The following is a 15,211-nucleotide window of genomic DNA, read 5'->3' as shown; positions in this document are numbered from 1 at the left end:
TCATGACTGAACATACCACTAGCTACTATGCCGCCAGCGCCAACAAGTATGAACCGTTCCCGACGCTGGAGGGATCCATCAACTGTGACGTCTGCGTCGTCGGCGGCGGCTACACCGGCCTCTCGTCTGCCCTGCATCTGGCCGAAATGGGCTACGACGTGGTGGTGCTGGAAGGGGCGCGCATCGGCTTCGGCGCCAGCGGCCGCAACGGCGGTCAGCTGGTCAACTCCTATAGCCGCGATATCGACGTCATTGAAAAGAACTACGGCCCGGATGCGGCAAAAATGCTCGGCAGCATGATGTTCGAAGGCGGCGATATCATCCGCGAACGCATCCAGCGGTATCAGATCCAGTGCGATTACCGCCCGGGCGGCCTGTTCGTGGCGATGAACCATAAACAGCTGGAAACCCTGGAAGAGCAGAAAGCCAACTGGGAGCGCTACGGCAACACCCAGCTGGAGCTGCTGGACAGAGAGGCCATTCGTCGCGAAGTGGACAGCGACCGCTACGTCGGCGCCCTGCTCGACCACAGCGGCGGCCATATTCACCCGCTGAACCTTGCCATCGGCGAAGCGGATGCCATTCGCCTGAACGGCGGCCGGGTGTATGAGCAGTCGCCGGTCACCCGCATCCAGCACACCAGCCCGGCGGTGGTCAGCACCGCGCGCGGCCAGGTCACCGCGCGCTACGTGATCGTCGCCGGCAACGCCTATCTCGGCGATAAACTGGAGCCGGAGCTGGCGAAACGCAGCATGCCGTGCGGCACCCAGGTGGTCACTACCGCTCCGCTGTCGGAAGAGGTCGCCCGCTCGCTGATCCCGAAAAACTACTGTGTGGAAGACTGTAACTACCTGCTGGACTACTACCGTCTGACCGGCGACAACCGTCTGCTGTACGGCGGCGGCGTGGTCTACGGCGCGCGCGATCCGGACGACGTGGAGCGGCTGATTATGCCGAAACTGCTGAAAACCTTCCCGCAGCTGCAGGGGGTGAAGATTGACTACCGCTGGACGGGCAACTTCCTGCTAACCCTGTCGCGGATGCCGCAGTTCGGGCGTCTCGATAACAATATTTACTACATGCAGGGCTACAGCGGCCACGGCGTGACCTGTACCCACCTTGCCGGACGCTTGATTTCAGAGCTGCTGCGCGGCGACGCCGAGCGTTTCGACGCCTTCGCCAAACTGCCGCACTACCCGTTCCCGGGCGGCCGCAGCCTGCGCATTCCTTTTACCGCCATGGGCGCCGCCTACTACAGCCTGCGCGACCGCCTTGGGGTTTAATCGCCTCTGCCGACGGCGCTGGCCGTCGGCTCATGCTGCGGATAGTGCAGCTGAAAGTAGTGGCGCAGAAACTCCACGGTGGTGCGGATTTTGGCCGACGTCGCCAGCCGGGAGACGTAAACCGCCCAGACGTTGGCCGGCTGCCAGTAGTCCGGCAGCACCTGCACCAGATGTCCGCTGGCGATATTCTCCCGGACGTCCCACCACGAACGGAGCGCAATCCCCTGCCCGTCCAGACACCACTGATGCACAATTTCACCATGGTTGGAGGAGAGCGGCCCGGTTACCTTGATGGCGTGCTGGCCCTCTTTGCTATGCAATTGCCAGACGCCGAACGGATGATCGCGCTCTTTAATCACCAGGCAGGGTAACGCGGCCAGATCGCTCAGCTGTTTCGGCGGCGCATGGCGGGCAAGGAACTGCGGCGAGGCGCAGAGTACGCGGTGATTGGCCGCCAGCTGGCGGGCAATCAGATTCGGTGCGATATCGTCGCCGACGCGAATATCGAGATCCACCCCTTCATTGACTAAATCCACCAGCCGGTCCTGGACATCGAAACGCAGCTCCAGCTGCGGGTACTGGAGAGCCAGCGCCGACAGCGCCGGGGCGACAACCCGACGGCCAAAGCCGAAGCTACTGATAATACGCAGCGTTCCCTGCGGCACCTGGCGCACGTCGGAAAGCTCATCCATCATCTCATCGACATCCTGCAAAATGCGCTGCGCCCATTCATAGATCCGCTCCCCCTCTTCGGTAATGGTGACCCGACGGGTGGTCCGGTGCAGCAACATCACATTCAGGGTTTGCTCCAGCAGCGAAACCCGCTTGCTGACGAACGCCGGCGATACGCCAAGCTCCTCGGCGGCGGCGGCGAACCCGGCCCGGCGAGCGACCAGCATAAAGACGCGTAAATCATTTAGCAGCGGCAGATTATTCATGATCTGTGTTTTATGTTTCACCAGTTAGCGTGATTAATTATGAACCAGTCAATTATAGGATAGGCAGGTGGTCAAACATCATCGTTAAAAAGTGAGAACCGGAATGAAAAAAACCTGTCGTATTGCCGCCATCCCGGGTGACGGAATTGGCAAAGAAGTTCTGCCTGAAGGGATTCGCGTGCTGCAAGCCGCCGCACAGCGTTGGGATCTGTCGCTGAGCTTCGAGCAGATGGAGTGGGCAAGCTGCGAATATTACGCCCATTATGGCAAGATGATGCCGGACGACTGGCGCGAGCAGCTGCAGGGCTTCGATGCTATCTACTTCGGCGCCGTCGGCTGGCCGGATACCGTTCCCGACCACATTTCGCTGTGGGGGTCGCTGCTGAAGTTCCGCCGCGAGTTCGATCAATACGTCAACCTGCGCCCGGTGCGCCTGTTCCCCGGCGTCCCCTGCCCGCTGGCGGGTAAAAAGGCCGGCGATATTGATTTTTACGTGGTGCGCGAAAATACCGAAGGCGAATATTCCGCCCTTGGCGGCCGCGCCAATGAAGGCACCGAGCATGAAGTGGTGATTCAGGAGTCGGTCTTTACCCGCCGCGGCGTGGACCGGATCCTGCGCTACGCCTTCGAACTGGCGAAAAGCCGCCCACGCAAAACGCTGACCTCCGCAACCAAATCCAACGGTCTGGCGATCAGCATGCCCTACTGGGATGAGCGGGTGGAAGAGATGGCCAAAAACTATCCCGAAATTCGCTGGGACAAGCAGCATATCGATATCCTGTGTGCCCGCTTCGTGCTGCAGCCGGAGCGTTTTGACGTGGTGGTCGGCTCCAACCTGTTCGGCGATATTCTCTCCGATCTCGGCCCGGCCTGTACCGGCACTATCGGCATTGCGCCGTCGGCCAATCTCAATCCGGAGCGCAATTTCCCGTCGCTGTTCGAACCGGTTCACGGGTCGGCGCCGGATATTTACGGTAAAAATATCGCCAACCCGATCGCCACCGTTTGGGCCGGGGCGATGATGCTCGATTTCCTCGGCAACGGCGATGAGCGCTACCACACCGCTCACGATGGCATTCTGGCGGCGATTGAGCAGACGATCGCCTGCGGACCGAAAACTCCGGACATGAAAGGCAGTGCCTCAACGCAGCAGGTTAGCGAGGCTATCTGCAAGGCCATTTTGGCGTAATTACCCCGCCGCTCCCCGGTGGCGCTGCGCTTACCGGGGCTACAATCGCACGATAATGTAGTGTGTAGGCCGGGTAAGGCACAGCCGCCACCCGGCAAAAAAAACGGCACAGCAAGTAGCCCGGGTAAGGCGCAGCCGCTACCCGGCAAAAAACGGCACAGCAAGTAGCCCGGGTAAGGCGCAGCCGCTACCCGGGAAAACCCGCGCGCCTGGTCCGCCAACGCCCCTCTCTTTTCGCTATGCAGAATCCCCCACGATTGACAAGTGAACCGCATCACAGCGGTGAACTTTATTAATTCCTGAAAGGACAGAACCTGCGCCAATTCACCTTTTATTATTTCCGTTTCGTGTTTTATTGCTTCACGAAACGGCCAATTGTTTAATTCATGTAACGAAGAAATAATCCAATTGTTAATAGCATCTTGCTACGAACCCTGACCCTACAGCGTGATAACAACGACAGGCTAAAGCCACCGACGGGCAATCATGCCCAGGAGATCACTCATGTTGAGCAACGTAAAGAAAAAAGATGTGCCGCTGATTGCCATCAGCCTGGCGGCCATTGTTTTCATCGCCGCTACATTAAGTCTCTTCCCCCAGCAAACCGCGCAGGCGGCTGATTCGATTTTTAACGGCGTGACCCGCCTGCTGGGTTCCACGGTACAGGTACTGGTGCTGCTGGCGCTGGGACTGGTGTTGTATCTGGCCACCAGCAAATACGGCAATATCCGTCTCGGCGAAGGTAAAGTCGAATACAGTACCCTCTCATGGCTGTTTATGTTTATCTGCGCCGGTCTCGGCTCCTCCACGCTGTACTGGGGCGTTGCCGAATGGGCTTATTACTACCAGACCCCGGGCCTTAACATTGCCCCGCAATCGCCGAAAGCGCTGGAATACAGCATCCCTTACTCTTTCTTCCACTGGGGCGTAAGCGCCTGGGCAACCTATACCCTCGCCTCGCTGATCATGGCCTATCACTTCCACGTGCGGAAAAATAAAGGCCTCAGCCTCTCCGGGATCGTTTCGGCGATCACCGGCGTTAATCCGCAAGGTTTCTGGGGCCGTCTGGTCGATCTGATGTTCCTGATCGCTACCGTCGGCGCGTTAACCATTTCGCTGGTAGTCACCGCCGCCACCTTCACCCGCGGCCTGTCAGCGCTGACCGGACTGCCGGATAACTTCACCATGCAGGCATTTGTGATCCTGCTCTCCGGCGGTATTTTCTGCATGAGTTCGTGGATTGGCATCAACAACGGCCTGCAGCGCCTGAGCAAAATGGTCGGCTGGGGGGCGTTTCTGCTGCCGTTGGTGGTATTACTGGTTGGCCCGACCGAATTCATCACCAATAACATCATTAACGCCGTCGGCCTGACGACCCAAAACTTCCTGCAGATGAGCCTGTTTACCGACCCGCTCGGCGACGGCGCCTTTACCCGCAACTGGACCGTCTTCTACTGGCTGTGGTGGATCTCCTACACCCCAGGCGTGGCGATGTTCGTCACCCGCGTCTCCCGCGGGCGCAAAATCAAAGAGGTGATCTGGGGACTGCTCCTCGGTAGCACCGCCGGCTGCTGGTTTTTCTTCGGGGTGATGGAAAGCTACGCCATGCACCAGTTCGTTAACGGCGTGATTAACGTACCACAGGTGATGCAGACTCTCGGCGGCGAAACCGCCGTCCAGCAGGTCCTGATGTCGCTGCCGGCAGGTAAGCTGTTCCTCGCCGCCTATCTGTTCGTGATGATTGTTTTCCTCGCCTCGCACATGGATGCGGTGGCCTACACCATGGCGGCGACCAGTACCCGCAACCTGCGCGAAGGCGACGATCCGGATCGCGGCATGCGCCTGTTCTGGTGCGTGGTGATCACCCTCATCCCGCTGTCGATTCTGTTTACCGGCGCTTCGCTTGAGACCATGAAAACTACCGTGGTGCTGACCGCCCTACCGTTCCTGGCCATTTTACTGATTAAAACCGGCGGCTTCGTGCGCTGGTTAAAACAGGACTACGCCCACGTTCCGGTCCATCAGATAGAAACCCATACCCCCGAGCCCATTATTAAAGCCGAGACGCTGCCGGTTGGCGCGGTACTCAAAGGCGACGGCCAGTCGCTGTAAAACCTCTTACTGACAATAATCACAAGGAGACCCTACATGAGCAATTTGAGCCCTGACTTCACCCTGCCGATTAACTTTTGCGCTAATCCGCAGGATGCCTGGACCATTCCGGCCCGTTTTTATACCGACAGCCAGGCGTTTGAGCACGAGAAAGAGCGCATCTTCGCCAATAGCTGGATTTGCGTCGCCCACGGCAGCGAGGTCGCCCGGCCGAACGATTACATTACCCGGGAGATCATCGGCGAAAATATCGTTATAGTCCGCGGCCGCGACAACATTCTGCGCGCCTTCTATAACGTCTGCCCACACCGCGGCCACCAGCTACTGAGCGGCGAGGGCAAAGCCAAAAACGTGATTACCTGCCCCTATCACGCCTGGGCCTTCAAGCTGGACGGCAATCTCGCCCACGCCCGCAACTGCGAAAACGTGGCGAATTTCGATAGCGAAAAGGCAACGCTAGTGCCGGTTCGCCTGGAAGAGTATGCCGGCTTTGTGTTTATCAATATGAATCCGGAAGCGGAGAGTGTGGAAACGCAGCTACCGGGGCTGCAGGACAAAGTGCTGGAAGCCTGTCCGGACGTGCATGATCTGAAACTGGCGGCGCGCTTTACCACCCTCACCCCGGCGAACTGGAAAAATATCGTCGATAACTATCTGGAATGTTACCACTGCGGTCCGGCGCACCCGGGCTTCTCGGATTCCGTCCAGGTTGACCGCTACTGGCACACCATGCACGGCAAATGGACGCTGCAGTATGGCTTCGCCAAACCGTCCGAGCAGTCGTTTAAATTCGAAGAGGGTACCGACGCCGCGTTTCACGGTTTCTGGCTGTGGCCGTGCACCATGTTCAACGTCACGCCGATCAAGGGCATGATGACCGTTATCTATGAATTCCCGGTGGATGAAGAGACCACTCTGCAGAATTACGACATCTATTTCACCAACGAAGAGCTGACTGACGATCAGAAAGCGCTGATTGAGTGGTATCGCGACGTGTTCCGCCCGGAAGATTTACGCCTGGTGGAAAGCGTGCAGAAGGGGCTGAAGTCCCGCGGCTATCGCGGCCAGGGGCGCATTATGGCGGATAACAGCGGCAGCGGTATCTCCGAGCACGGGATCGCGCATTTCCACAATCTGGTCGCCCAGGTGTTCCAGCCGTAATCGTTGAAGGAGCTTGCTATGTCTGTGTTTCACTCAGATCTGTTTCGCCAGCAGGCGCTGATTGCCGGAAGCTGGCGCGACGCCGCCGACGGCACGACGCTTGCCGTCAGCAATCCTTCCACCGGCGCGACGCTCGGCCAGATCCCCAATATGGGGCGTGCGGAAGCGCAACAGGCAGTGGATGCCGCCGCGGCCGCGCTGCCGAACTGGCGCGCGTTCACCGCCGCCCAGCGCGCCGCGCTATTGAAAAACTGGCACCGCCTGATCCTCGAAAACAAGACCGCGCTGGCGCAGATCATGACCGCCGAGCAGGGCAAGCCGCTGGCGGAAGCGGAAGGCGAAATCGCCTATGCCGCCTCGTTTATCGAGTGGTTTGCCGAACAAGGGAAACGCGCCAACGGCGAGATAATCCCCTCCCCCGGCGCCGATAAACGCCTGATGGTGATCCGCCAGGGGGTAGGCGTCTGCGCGGCGATCACCCCGTGGAACTTCCCGGCGGCGATGATCACCCGGAAGGCCGGCCCGGCGCTGGCCGCGGGTTGTACGATGGTGATTAAGCCGGCTAACGAAACGCCGTTTACCGCGCTGGCGATGGCGGAGCTGGCGAATCAGGCCGGGATCCCGCAGGGCGTCATTAACGTCGTTACCGGCCAGTCGCGAGAAATTGGCGCGGTGTTCACCGGCGATGAGCGGGTGCGTAAGCTCTCCTTTACCGGTTCGACCGAAGTTGGCCGCGTGCTGATGCGCCAGTGCGCGGAATCCATCAAAAAGCTCTCCTTAGAGCTCGGCGGTAACGCGCCGTTTATCGTCTTTGACGACGCCGATATCGATAAAGCGGTCGAGGGCGCGCTGATCGCCAAGTTCCGCAACGCCGGACAAACCTGCGTCTGCGTCAACCGCTTCTATATTCATCGCGCCATCTACGACCAATTCTGCGATAAATTCGTCGCTCGCGTCGCCGCCCTGAAAGTGGGCGATGGCAGCGAGTCCGATGTACAGATTGGCCCGCTGATCAACGCCGACGCCGGGCGCAAAGTGCAGTCCCTGCTCGACGACGCCCTGAGCCGCGGCGCCACGCTGTTAACTGGCGGTAAAGCGCATCCGCTGGGCGGTAATTTCTTCACCCCTACGGTGATCGGCGACGTACAGCCGGGGTCATTGCTGCTGCAGGAAGAGATTTTCGGCCCGGTGGCCGCTTTGGTGAAATTTGACGATGAGCAGCAGGTCATCGAGCAGGCGAATAACACCATCTACGGCCTCGCCTCCTATTTTTACAGCAACGATGCCGCCCGTATCTGGCGCGTCTCCGAGCAGCTGGAATACGGCATGGTCGGTATCAATACCGGGCTGATTTCCAACGAAGTCGCACCGTTTGGCGGGGTAAAGCAGTCCGGTCTTGGCCGCGAAGGGTCGGAACACGGAATCGAAGATTACCTGGAGATGAAGTATCTCTGCCAGGGGTTGTAAATGTGCTCTCCCGGCGATGGCGCTAGCCACGCCGGGATTTTTTGATGGAGTTCAGCGATGTCTGATTATCAAATGTTTGAGGCGGTCGTTCGCGATGTTGAACAGATCACCCCTCTTGTGAAGCGTTTTACGCTGGTGTCGCCGACCGGCGCCCCGCTGCCGGCATTCAGCGGCGGCAGCCATATTATCGTCCAGATGCAGGATGGCGAGCAGCGCTACAGTAACGCCTATTCGCTAATGAGCTCGCCGCTGGATACCACCAGCTGGCAGATTGCGGTGCGTCTTGAGTCGCCTTCCAAAGGCGGCTCGCGTTTTATGCACCAGCGGGTGCGCCCGGGCGATACCCTGACGGTGTCCACGCCCAACAATCTGTTCGCCATCGAACCACAGGCGCGAAAACATCTGCTGATCGCCGGCGGCATCGGCATTACGCCATTCTTATCGCATATTCCGGAACTGGAACAGCGGCAGGCCGACTGGCAGCTGCATTACTGTTTTCACGACGCCGACAGTAATGCTTTCGTCGATACGCTTCGCGCTGCGCCATGGCGCGATCGGGTCAATGTTCATGTATCAGCGCTCGGCAGCCGTCTCGACCTACCGCGCCTGTTCGCCGACCTCGAGCCAGGAACCCACGTGTATACCTGCGGCCCAACGGCGCTTAACGAGGCGGTGAAAGCCGCCGCCGAACGCCATCAGGTGCCCGCCAGCCAGCTGCACTTTGAGCAGTTTATCCTTGAGGATAAAAGCGGAGAGGCATTTACCCTGGTGCTGGCGCGTTCCGGACGCGAATTTACCGTGCCGCAGGATATGACCATTTTGCAGGTGATCGAGAATAACAAAGCGGCAAAGGTCGAATGCCTGTGCCGAGAAGGGGTGTGCGGCACCTGCGAAACGATGATTCTGGAGGGGGAAGCCGACCACCGCGATCAGTATTACAGCGAGGAAGAGAAAGCCAGCCAGCAGAGTATGCTGATCTGCTGCTCACGCGCTAAAGGCGGCCGGTTAGTGCTGGATTTGTAAAGCGCACACCGGCAAAACGGCGGTGAGATGGACTGACCCCGCGGAATTGTTCCAACGTACTACCACTCCATGGCGACGAGGTCAGTGGCGCGGATACTATCGGCTTCATCCTCCGCCTGATTAGCTTTCTGTGCGGCACCGGCGATAGCCGGCGCCGCCTGCTCAGGGATTAGCCGCTAAATACCCGCGCCTTGCCGCTGACCGTCAGTCGCACCATCGCGCCGGGCTGCCACGCGGCCTGGCTGACGGTGCGATCGCCAAGAAACAACGCCGTCTCTTCATCCACCGGCTGCGAGTGATTGCCTTTTCCCTGGCGCTGATAGTATTTCTTGCTGGCGTGTTCGTCATTAACTGGCAACCGGGTCCTGACACTTAGCCCTGAGTCTTTGCCTGATGACCCTCTGTTACTGGTCCCGGCCAGAATGATGGTCAATAAGCGGCCGGTGCTGATCTATCAGACGCGCTTAGCGCCGATCAGGGTGATTGTCACGATCAGCGACATCCATCTGCGCGATGCGCTATATAGCGATACCGATGACAACGGGCTGGCACTCTGGGTGCAGAACCAAATGATTGCCAGATATGGCGATGTTAAGCCACTGGCTGCGGACCCACACCAGGAGGTATTTACCTCGCCCGCCTACTCGTTTCGTATTGCCTATCCCGAGTCGCTTTTGTTTAATCTCGCCCGCCTGGTAAATAATGGCTCCGGCCTGCTGATCTTTATTTTCTCGGTTTCGCTGCTGTTTTATTTCCTGATGCGTAAATATCTTAATGTTTACACCTCTGAAGAGGAAAAGTTGCGCTACGCCATCACCCAGGGTTATATCGTTCCCTACTATCAGCCGCTGGTGAACGGGAAAACCGGGGAGATATACGGCGTGGAAATTCTCGCCCGCTGGCAAAACAGCACGACGCCATCGCGCTCGCCCGCGGAATTTATTCCGCTGGCCGAACGTACCGGCTTAATTATTCCCCTAACACGCAGCCTGATGGCGCAGGTCAACGCGCAGATGAGACCACTCTTTAGTAAACTACCGGATGGGTTTCATATTGGCCTGAATATCAGCGTGTCACATATTAACGCGCCGACGTTTATCGATGACTGCCTGCACTATCAGCGCGGCTTTGAGGGTAAAGCGGTGAAGCTGATGCTGGAGATCACGGAGCAGGAGCCGCTGTTGCTCAACGGGGCGGTTGTGGACAAGCTCAATACGTTACACTCCCGCGGATTTTCCATCGCGCTGGACGACTTTGGCACCGGCTATTCCGGGCTTTCCTGTCTCCACGGCTGGTTTTCGACTATATCAAAATCGATCAGAGTTTTGTCGGCCGGATAACCGGGGAGGCGCCGACAAGCAAGCTGCTGGACTGCGTGATAGAGATGGCGCGGACGCTGTCACTGCGCATCATTGCCGAGGGCGTCGAAACCGAGGCCCAACGGGATTATCTTAATCGCCAGAATATTCATCTGCTGCAGGGCTACTATTTCTGGAAGCCGATGCCCTACGTCGCGCTGGTCATGCTCCTGCTGAGCAAACCGAAGGCGCGGATTATCGAAGAATAAGCGGGCGTTGTGAAAAGTCCTGCCATGCGACGGGCTATGTATCCGTCAGCGCTGTGGGAATGAAAACGTCGTCGGTCGCTGTCCGGGTCATGCACGACCGACCGGACAAAGCAAGAAGGGGTTACCTTTCGGTAACCCCTTCTTTTATATGGCGGAAGCGCAGAGATTCGAACTCTGGAACCCTTTCGGGTCGCCGGTTTTCAAGACCGGTGCCTTCAACCGCTCGGCCACACTTCCGGTGTGAGGCGCACTATAAACACCTCGGCGGATGCTGTAAAGCATCATTTTGATCAACTGCCTTAAAAACAAACAATTTTGTGTTATTCGTCTGAATTTCAGGCAGTTTGCACAGAAAATCAACGCCCATCGCCGCTGGCGGATGGGTGTTTTTTAATGTACATGTCTTTGGTGTAGTAATACCCCAGCTTATCCGGCGTGAAGCCCCCTACCCAAGGTTTCACCAGATGGGTACGTACATAGTGATAGACCGGAATGGCGGGAACATCCTGCGCCAGCAGATCTTCCGCCTGCTGATAGTATTTGCCCCGGGTCGCCACGTCGGAGGCTTTCGCCGCGTTGCGCAGCGCCGCGTCGTAAGCCGGGTTGCTGTACTGACTGGTGTTCTCGCTATCCCCGGTACGGAAAGTATTGAGGAAGGTGGCGGCATCGTCGTAGTCGGCAATCCACGCGTAGCGGACGGCGTCGAAGTTATGCGTATGCATGGTATCCAGCATCGTCTTCCACTCCTGGTTCTGTAGCTTCGCCTCGACGCCGAGGTTTTTCTTCCACATAGAGCTGGCGGCAATGGCGATACGCTGGTGCGACTCAGAGGTGTTATAGAGCAGGGTAAAGACCAGCGGATGGCTTTCATCATACCCCGCCTGCGCCAGCAGTTTTTTCGCCTCGGCAATCCGTTTCTCACGCGGCCAGCTGGCGTAGTCCGGGTTATGCAGCGTCACGCCGCCGATATCCGGCTGACCGATCAGCCAGGCCGGGCGCTGGCCCTGGCCAAGCACTTTTCCGGCAATGATATCTTTATCAAGCGCCATATTCAGCGCGCGACGCACACGGGCGTCGTTAAACGGCGGCCGGGTAGTATTGAATTCGTAGTAATAGGTCGCCAACTGCGGCGAAACGTCCAGCTGGTCGCCCATGGTTTTCTGCAACTGCGCAAACTGATTGATCGGCACCGTATAGACAATATCAATCTCCCCTGCTTTGTAGCGGTTGACATCGGCGGCCTCCGAAGAGATTGGCAGGTAAGTCACTTTATTAATAACGGTATGCGCATTATCCCAGTACTTTGCATTACGTTCAGCCACCAGCCGCTCATTCACCACCCATTGGGACAGCTTATACGGGCCGCTGGTGACGATATGCTCTGGTCGGGTCCATTTATCGGCATACCGCTCCACCAGCACTTTGTCGATCGGTACCAGCGAAGGGTGCGCCAGCATCGCCAGGAAGGCGGCATTCGGCTGGGTCAGAGTGACCTGCAGCGTGGTGTCGTTCAGCGCTTTCACCCCCAACGTCTCGGGTCCCTTTTGCCCGAGGGCAATCTCGCGGGCGTTGGCGATATGCATATTGCCAGGGTAGCTCGCGTAGGGGGAGGCTGTTGCCGGCGAGACCAGCCGTTGCCAGCTCCAGACGATATCCTGCGCTGTAATGGCCGTGCCGTCGGACCAGGTCAGACCGGGGCGTAAATGAAAGGTCCATAACAGGTTGTCTTTGTTTTCCCAGCGTTCCGCCAGTCGCGGCTGGATCGCTCCCGCTGGCGACACGTTAACCAGCCCTTCAAAGAGATCGCTAATGATATTAAATTCAACATCGCTCTCGACTTTATGCGGATCGAGTGACGCCGGTTCACTGCCGTTATTTCTGACCAGCTCCTGCTTTTCCGCCAGCTGGGTGCCCGGCGGCACCTGCGCCGCCAGCGCCCCGCCGCTCATAGCCAGCATACTGACAGCCAGGAGTGTTCGGGTGATGTGATTTTTTTTGTGTAATGTCATTTCCCTTTGCCTTTGACGTACGGGGTAATCCCCCTCTTCCACACTTAGTCGCAGAACTGCCATAAGGCAATATTTTTCAGTGACCTATAAGATTTCGATCGGCTCAGCGACGCGAAAAGCGAAAATATATCGCTTTTCCCTATCTATATAGAATTTTATGCCAGGCAAAAGCGGTAAAAACTAAGTAAAGATGGGTAAAAGCATTAGGGCTTCACGCTTGTTTTTCTTATTCTTTATCCCTAATTACATCTGTCATAAGAGAGTGACTCATGGATCGCATAATTACATCATCGCGTGACCGTTCCTCGCTGCTCAGCACGCACAAGGTTCTGCGTAACACCTACTTCCTGCTCAGCCTGACGCTGGCGTTTTCCGCTATCACCGCCACCGCCAGCACAGTGCTGATGCTCCCTTCGCCGGGTCTCATTTTGACCCTCGTGGGGATGTACGGTCTGATGTTCCTGACCTACAAAACGGCGAATAAACCCACCGGGATTATTTCCGCCTTCGCCTTCACCGGGTTCCTCGGCTATATCCTTGGGCCGATGCTGAACGCGTATCTTTCTGCCGGCATGGGCGATTTAATCGGCCTGGCGCTGGGCGGCACGGCGCTGGTCTTCTTCTGCTGCTCGGCCTACGTGCTGACGACGCGTAAAGACATGTCATTCCTTGGCGGGATGCTGATGGCCGGCGTGGTGGTCGTCCTGATTGGTATGGTCGCTAACCTGTTCCTGCAGCTGCCGGCGCTGCACCTGGCGATTAGCGCGGTGTTCATCCTGATCTCTTCGGGTGCCATCCTGTTCGAGACCAGCAACATTATCCGCGGCGGTGAAACCAACTATATCCGCGCGACGGTCAGTCTGTATGTCTCGCTGTACAACATTTTTGTCAGCCTGCTGAGCATCCTGGGCTTCGCCAGCCGGGACTAACCGCTCCCCTGCTTAACAGAGGCCTCGCTTATGCGGGGCCTTTTTTTTTGCTACACTGCGGCCAGTTTCAGGCGGTATGTGAAAAATCATGTTTATTTTTGAAGGCAACGAAATTGAAACGGATAGCGAAGGCTATCTGAAAGATACCACCCAGTGGAGCGAGGCGATGGCGGAAGTCATTGCCGCGCAGGAAGGGATAACGCTCGCCGTTGAACACTGGGAAGTAGTGCGCTTTGTGCGCGAGTTTTACCTTGAATTTAACACCTCTCCGGCGATCCGTATGCTGGTCAAGGCGATGGCCAACAAGTTTGGCGAAGAGAAAGGCAACAGCCGCTATCTCTATCGCCTGTTCCCGAAAGGACCCGCCAAACAGGCGACTAAAATCGCCGGCTTGCCGAAGCCGGTGAAGTGCATCTAATAGAGGATCGCGAATTTGTCCCAGCTGCGGGTGGGTTGATGGGGCTCGGTTAACACTCGGTCAACCCGCGCGCTGCGCGGCCCCCCGGCTTTCAGCCAGGTGATGAGTTTTTCCACCTGCTCCGCCTCGCCGCAGGCAAGCACTTCCACCCCGCCGTCATCCAGATTACGGGCATAACCGGTCACCCCCAGCTGCAGCGCTTCCCGCTGCGTGGAATAGCGAAACCCCACGCCCTGAACCGAACCGTAAACCCATGCCATTGTGCAGATACTGGCCATAATCATCTCCTTTTCGCTCACGCTATACGCTGAGGATAGCAAATTCGCTCAGCGTACATGCTTCGGCAGTAAACCATAATGCTGACGGAAGCGCGCGGTAAAGCGCGATCCCGACTGATATCCGCTGTTCTGCGCAATTTCGCCTATTGGCCGCGAGGTGGTCTGCAGCTGGCCCAGGGCGTGGGCCATCCGCACCTCCTCGACGATCTGGCGAAAACTCTGCGATTCCTGCTGCAGCCGACGGCGCAGCGTGGACTCGCCGAGAAAGAGCATCTTCGCCACCCGCGACACGCTCCATGCCTGCGCCGGCGACAGCATAATCAGCTGCCGCACCTGCGCCGACAGATCCTGCTGCCGCTCGACGAGCAGCGGGCCCGCATAGCCAGCCTCATACAGGGCCAGCAGCAGCCCCATGGTCTGGTGCTGCTGCAGCGCGACGGACAATCCCTCCCGCACCGCCTGCAGAACGCTTTGCCACATAAACGCCAGCTCTGTCGTCACCGGTGCGCAGAGCGAGGTCAGGCGTCCTGGCGGTGATTCGCTGAGATAACGAGTCTTAAACCTCGTCAGCAGCTCGGGCGTCAGCGATAGCAGATCGGAGCAAAAGAGGCCATTCTCCGGCTGGTTAATCACCTCCAGTTCCACATCAGCTGGCAAAACAATCAGCTGTTGCGGAGTCGCCAGCACCCGGCTCTCCCCTTGCACAATCACTTTGCTGCCGCGTTTCACCCGACAGAGCGCCGGGGAGAACAGCCGCACGCGATGCAGTCTGCATAGCCGTCGGGTGGTGATCTCCGCCGCGGTTAAGGCGTTATGCTGAAAGTGGATACTCTCCAT

13 protein-coding genes, 1 tRNA gene and 2 pseudogenes are annotated in these 15,211 nt (G+C 58.0%); 10 read left to right on the top strand and 6 right to left on the bottom strand.

The features are described 5' to 3' along the window. Window positions 1-2 precede the first annotated feature (2 nt). The gene (locus KHQ26_RS25435; RefSeq protein ID WP_002898585.1) at window positions 3-1,283 is read left to right on the top strand and encodes an NAD(P)/FAD-dependent oxidoreductase; all 1,281 of its coding nucleotides are present in this window, start codon (window positions 3-5) and stop codon (window positions 1,281-1,283) included. On the opposite strand, the gene KHQ26_RS25430 is transcribed toward KHQ26_RS25435, so the two are convergent. Further along, complete coding sequence (locus KHQ26_RS25430; RefSeq protein ID WP_004221441.1) at window positions 1,280-2,242, bottom strand: LysR substrate-binding domain-containing protein; 963 nt, start codon at window positions 2,240-2,242, stop codon at window positions 1,280-1,282. The genes KHQ26_RS25435 and KHQ26_RS25430 overlap by 4 nt on opposite strands. Window positions 2,243-2,324: 82 nt before the next feature. Here KHQ26_RS25430 and KHQ26_RS25425 point away from each other — a divergent pair, with 82 nt between their 5' ends. From KHQ26_RS25425 to KHQ26_RS25405, 5 genes are all read left to right on the top strand, one after another. Continuing rightward, window positions 2,325-3,410 (top strand): tartrate dehydrogenase, encoded by a 1,086-nt coding sequence (locus tag KHQ26_RS25425; RefSeq protein ID WP_002898577.1) that lies wholly within the window; start codon window positions 2,325-2,327, stop codon window positions 3,408-3,410. Between the two features lie 504 nt (window positions 3,411-3,914). After that, window positions 3,915-5,522 carry a BCCT family transporter gene (locus KHQ26_RS25420; RefSeq protein ID WP_002898574.1) on the top strand — a complete coding sequence of 536 codons (1,608 nt, stop codon included), beginning with the start codon at window positions 3,915-3,917 and terminating at the stop codon, window positions 5,520-5,522. A gap of 36 nt (window positions 5,523-5,558) precedes the next feature. Then, window positions 5,559-6,683 (top strand): carnitine monooxygenase, oxygenase subunit YeaW, encoded by a 1,125-nt coding sequence (gene yeaW, locus KHQ26_RS25415; protein ID WP_002898571.1) that lies wholly within the window; start codon window positions 5,559-5,561, stop codon window positions 6,681-6,683. A gap of 18 nt (window positions 6,684-6,701) precedes the next feature. Beyond that, window positions 6,702-8,150, top strand: coding sequence for an NAD-dependent succinate-semialdehyde dehydrogenase (locus tag KHQ26_RS25410; protein WP_004150833.1), 1,449 nt, complete (start codon window positions 6,702-6,704; stop codon window positions 8,148-8,150). 57 nt (window positions 8,151-8,207) lie between these two features. Continuing rightward, entirely contained in the window at window positions 8,208-9,173 is a 966-nt protein-coding gene (locus KHQ26_RS25405) for a PDR/VanB family oxidoreductase (protein WP_004211004.1), read from the top strand. A 169-nt stretch (window positions 9,174-9,342) separates the two neighbouring features. Here the strand turns inward: KHQ26_RS25405 and KHQ26_RS25400 are convergent, their stop codons facing one another. Further along, entirely contained in the window at window positions 9,343-9,531 is a 189-nt protein-coding gene (locus KHQ26_RS25400) for a hypothetical protein (protein ID WP_020804576.1), read from the bottom strand. 64 nt (window positions 9,532-9,595) lie between these two features. On the opposite strand from KHQ26_RS25400, the pseudogene KHQ26_RS26140 reads away from it, so the two are divergent. Both KHQ26_RS26140 and KHQ26_RS25395 read left to right on the top strand, forming a co-directional pair. After that, window positions 9,596-9,814: pseudogene (locus KHQ26_RS26140) on the top strand (hypothetical protein); the annotation flags it as partial. Between the two features lie 117 nt (window positions 9,815-9,931). Continuing rightward, window positions 9,932-10,740, top strand: a pseudogene (locus KHQ26_RS25395) (EAL domain-containing protein). Between the two features lie 149 nt (window positions 10,741-10,889). Here KHQ26_RS25395 and KHQ26_RS25390 read toward each other — a convergent pair. Further along, window positions 10,890-10,977 (bottom strand) — tRNA-Ser (locus KHQ26_RS25390). 119 nt (window positions 10,978-11,096) lie between these two features. Next, window positions 11,097-12,749 (bottom strand): ABC transporter substrate-binding protein, encoded by a 1,653-nt coding sequence (locus tag KHQ26_RS25385; protein ID WP_004210999.1) that lies wholly within the window; start codon window positions 12,747-12,749, stop codon window positions 11,097-11,099. Window positions 12,750-13,018: 269 nt separating this feature from the next. On the opposite strand from KHQ26_RS25385, the gene yccA reads away from it, so the two are divergent. Both yccA and tusE read left to right on the top strand, forming a co-directional pair. Continuing rightward, entirely contained in the window at window positions 13,019-13,678 is a 660-nt protein-coding gene (gene yccA, locus KHQ26_RS25380; protein WP_002898458.1) for an FtsH protease modulator YccA, read from the top strand. Window positions 13,679-13,766: 88 nt separating this feature from the next. Then, window positions 13,767-14,096 (top strand): sulfurtransferase TusE, encoded by a 330-nt coding sequence (gene tusE / locus KHQ26_RS25375; protein WP_002898457.1) that lies wholly within the window; start codon window positions 13,767-13,769, stop codon window positions 14,094-14,096. Here the strand turns inward: tusE and yccX are convergent. After that, window positions 14,093-14,374: an acylphosphatase gene (gene yccX / locus KHQ26_RS25370; protein ID WP_004176632.1), complete on the bottom strand. Its 282-nt coding sequence runs from the start codon at window positions 14,372-14,374 to the stop codon at window positions 14,093-14,095. The two genes, tusE and yccX, sit on opposite strands and share 4 nt — an antisense overlap. 48 nt (window positions 14,375-14,422) lie before the next feature. Beyond that, window positions 14,423-15,211, bottom strand: a complete 789-nt coding sequence (locus KHQ26_RS25365; RefSeq protein ID WP_004176634.1) for an AraC family transcriptional regulator — start codon at window positions 15,209-15,211, stop codon at window positions 14,423-14,425.

This window comes from Klebsiella sp. 10 (genome assembly GCF_018223925.1).
Taxonomy (GTDB): domain Bacteria; phylum Pseudomonadota; class Gammaproteobacteria; order Enterobacterales; family Enterobacteriaceae; genus Klebsiella; species Klebsiella pneumoniae.
This window is presented reverse-complemented; position numbering and strand designations above follow the sequence as displayed.

What these genes read in the sequence shown, in the direction of transcription:
- yccA (WP_002898458.1), top strand. Translation starts at nt 13,019, where the DNA reads ATGGATCGCATAATTACATCATCGCGTGACCGTTCCTCGCTGCTCAGC.
- yeaW (WP_002898571.1), top strand. Translation starts at nt 5,559, where the DNA reads ATGAGCAATTTGAGCCCTGACTTCACCCTGCCGATTAACTTTTGCGCT.
- KHQ26_RS25405 (WP_004211004.1), top strand. Translation starts at nt 8,208, where the DNA reads ATGTCTGATTATCAAATGTTTGAGGCGGTCGTTCGCGATGTTGAACAG.
- yccX (WP_004176632.1), bottom strand. Translation starts at nt 14,374, where the DNA reads ATGGCCAGTATCTGCACAATGGCATGGGTTTACGGTTCGGTTCAGGGC.
- tusE (WP_002898457.1), top strand. Translation starts at nt 13,767, where the DNA reads ATGTTTATTTTTGAAGGCAACGAAATTGAAACGGATAGCGAAGGCTAT.
- KHQ26_RS25435 (WP_002898585.1), top strand. Translation starts at nt 3, where the DNA reads ATGACTGAACATACCACTAGCTACTATGCCGCCAGCGCCAACAAGTAT.
- KHQ26_RS25385 (WP_004210999.1), bottom strand. Translation starts at nt 12,749, where the DNA reads ATGACATTACACAAAAAAAATCACATCACCCGAACACTCCTGGCTGTC.
- KHQ26_RS25365 (WP_004176634.1), bottom strand. Translation starts at nt 15,211, where the DNA reads ATGGAGAGTATCCACTTTCAGCATAACGCCTTAACCGCGGCGGAGATC.
- KHQ26_RS25425 (WP_002898577.1), top strand. Translation starts at nt 2,325, where the DNA reads ATGAAAAAAACCTGTCGTATTGCCGCCATCCCGGGTGACGGAATTGGC.
- KHQ26_RS25410 (WP_004150833.1), top strand. Translation starts at nt 6,702, where the DNA reads ATGTCTGTGTTTCACTCAGATCTGTTTCGCCAGCAGGCGCTGATTGCC.
- KHQ26_RS25420 (WP_002898574.1), top strand. Translation starts at nt 3,915, where the DNA reads ATGTTGAGCAACGTAAAGAAAAAAGATGTGCCGCTGATTGCCATCAGC.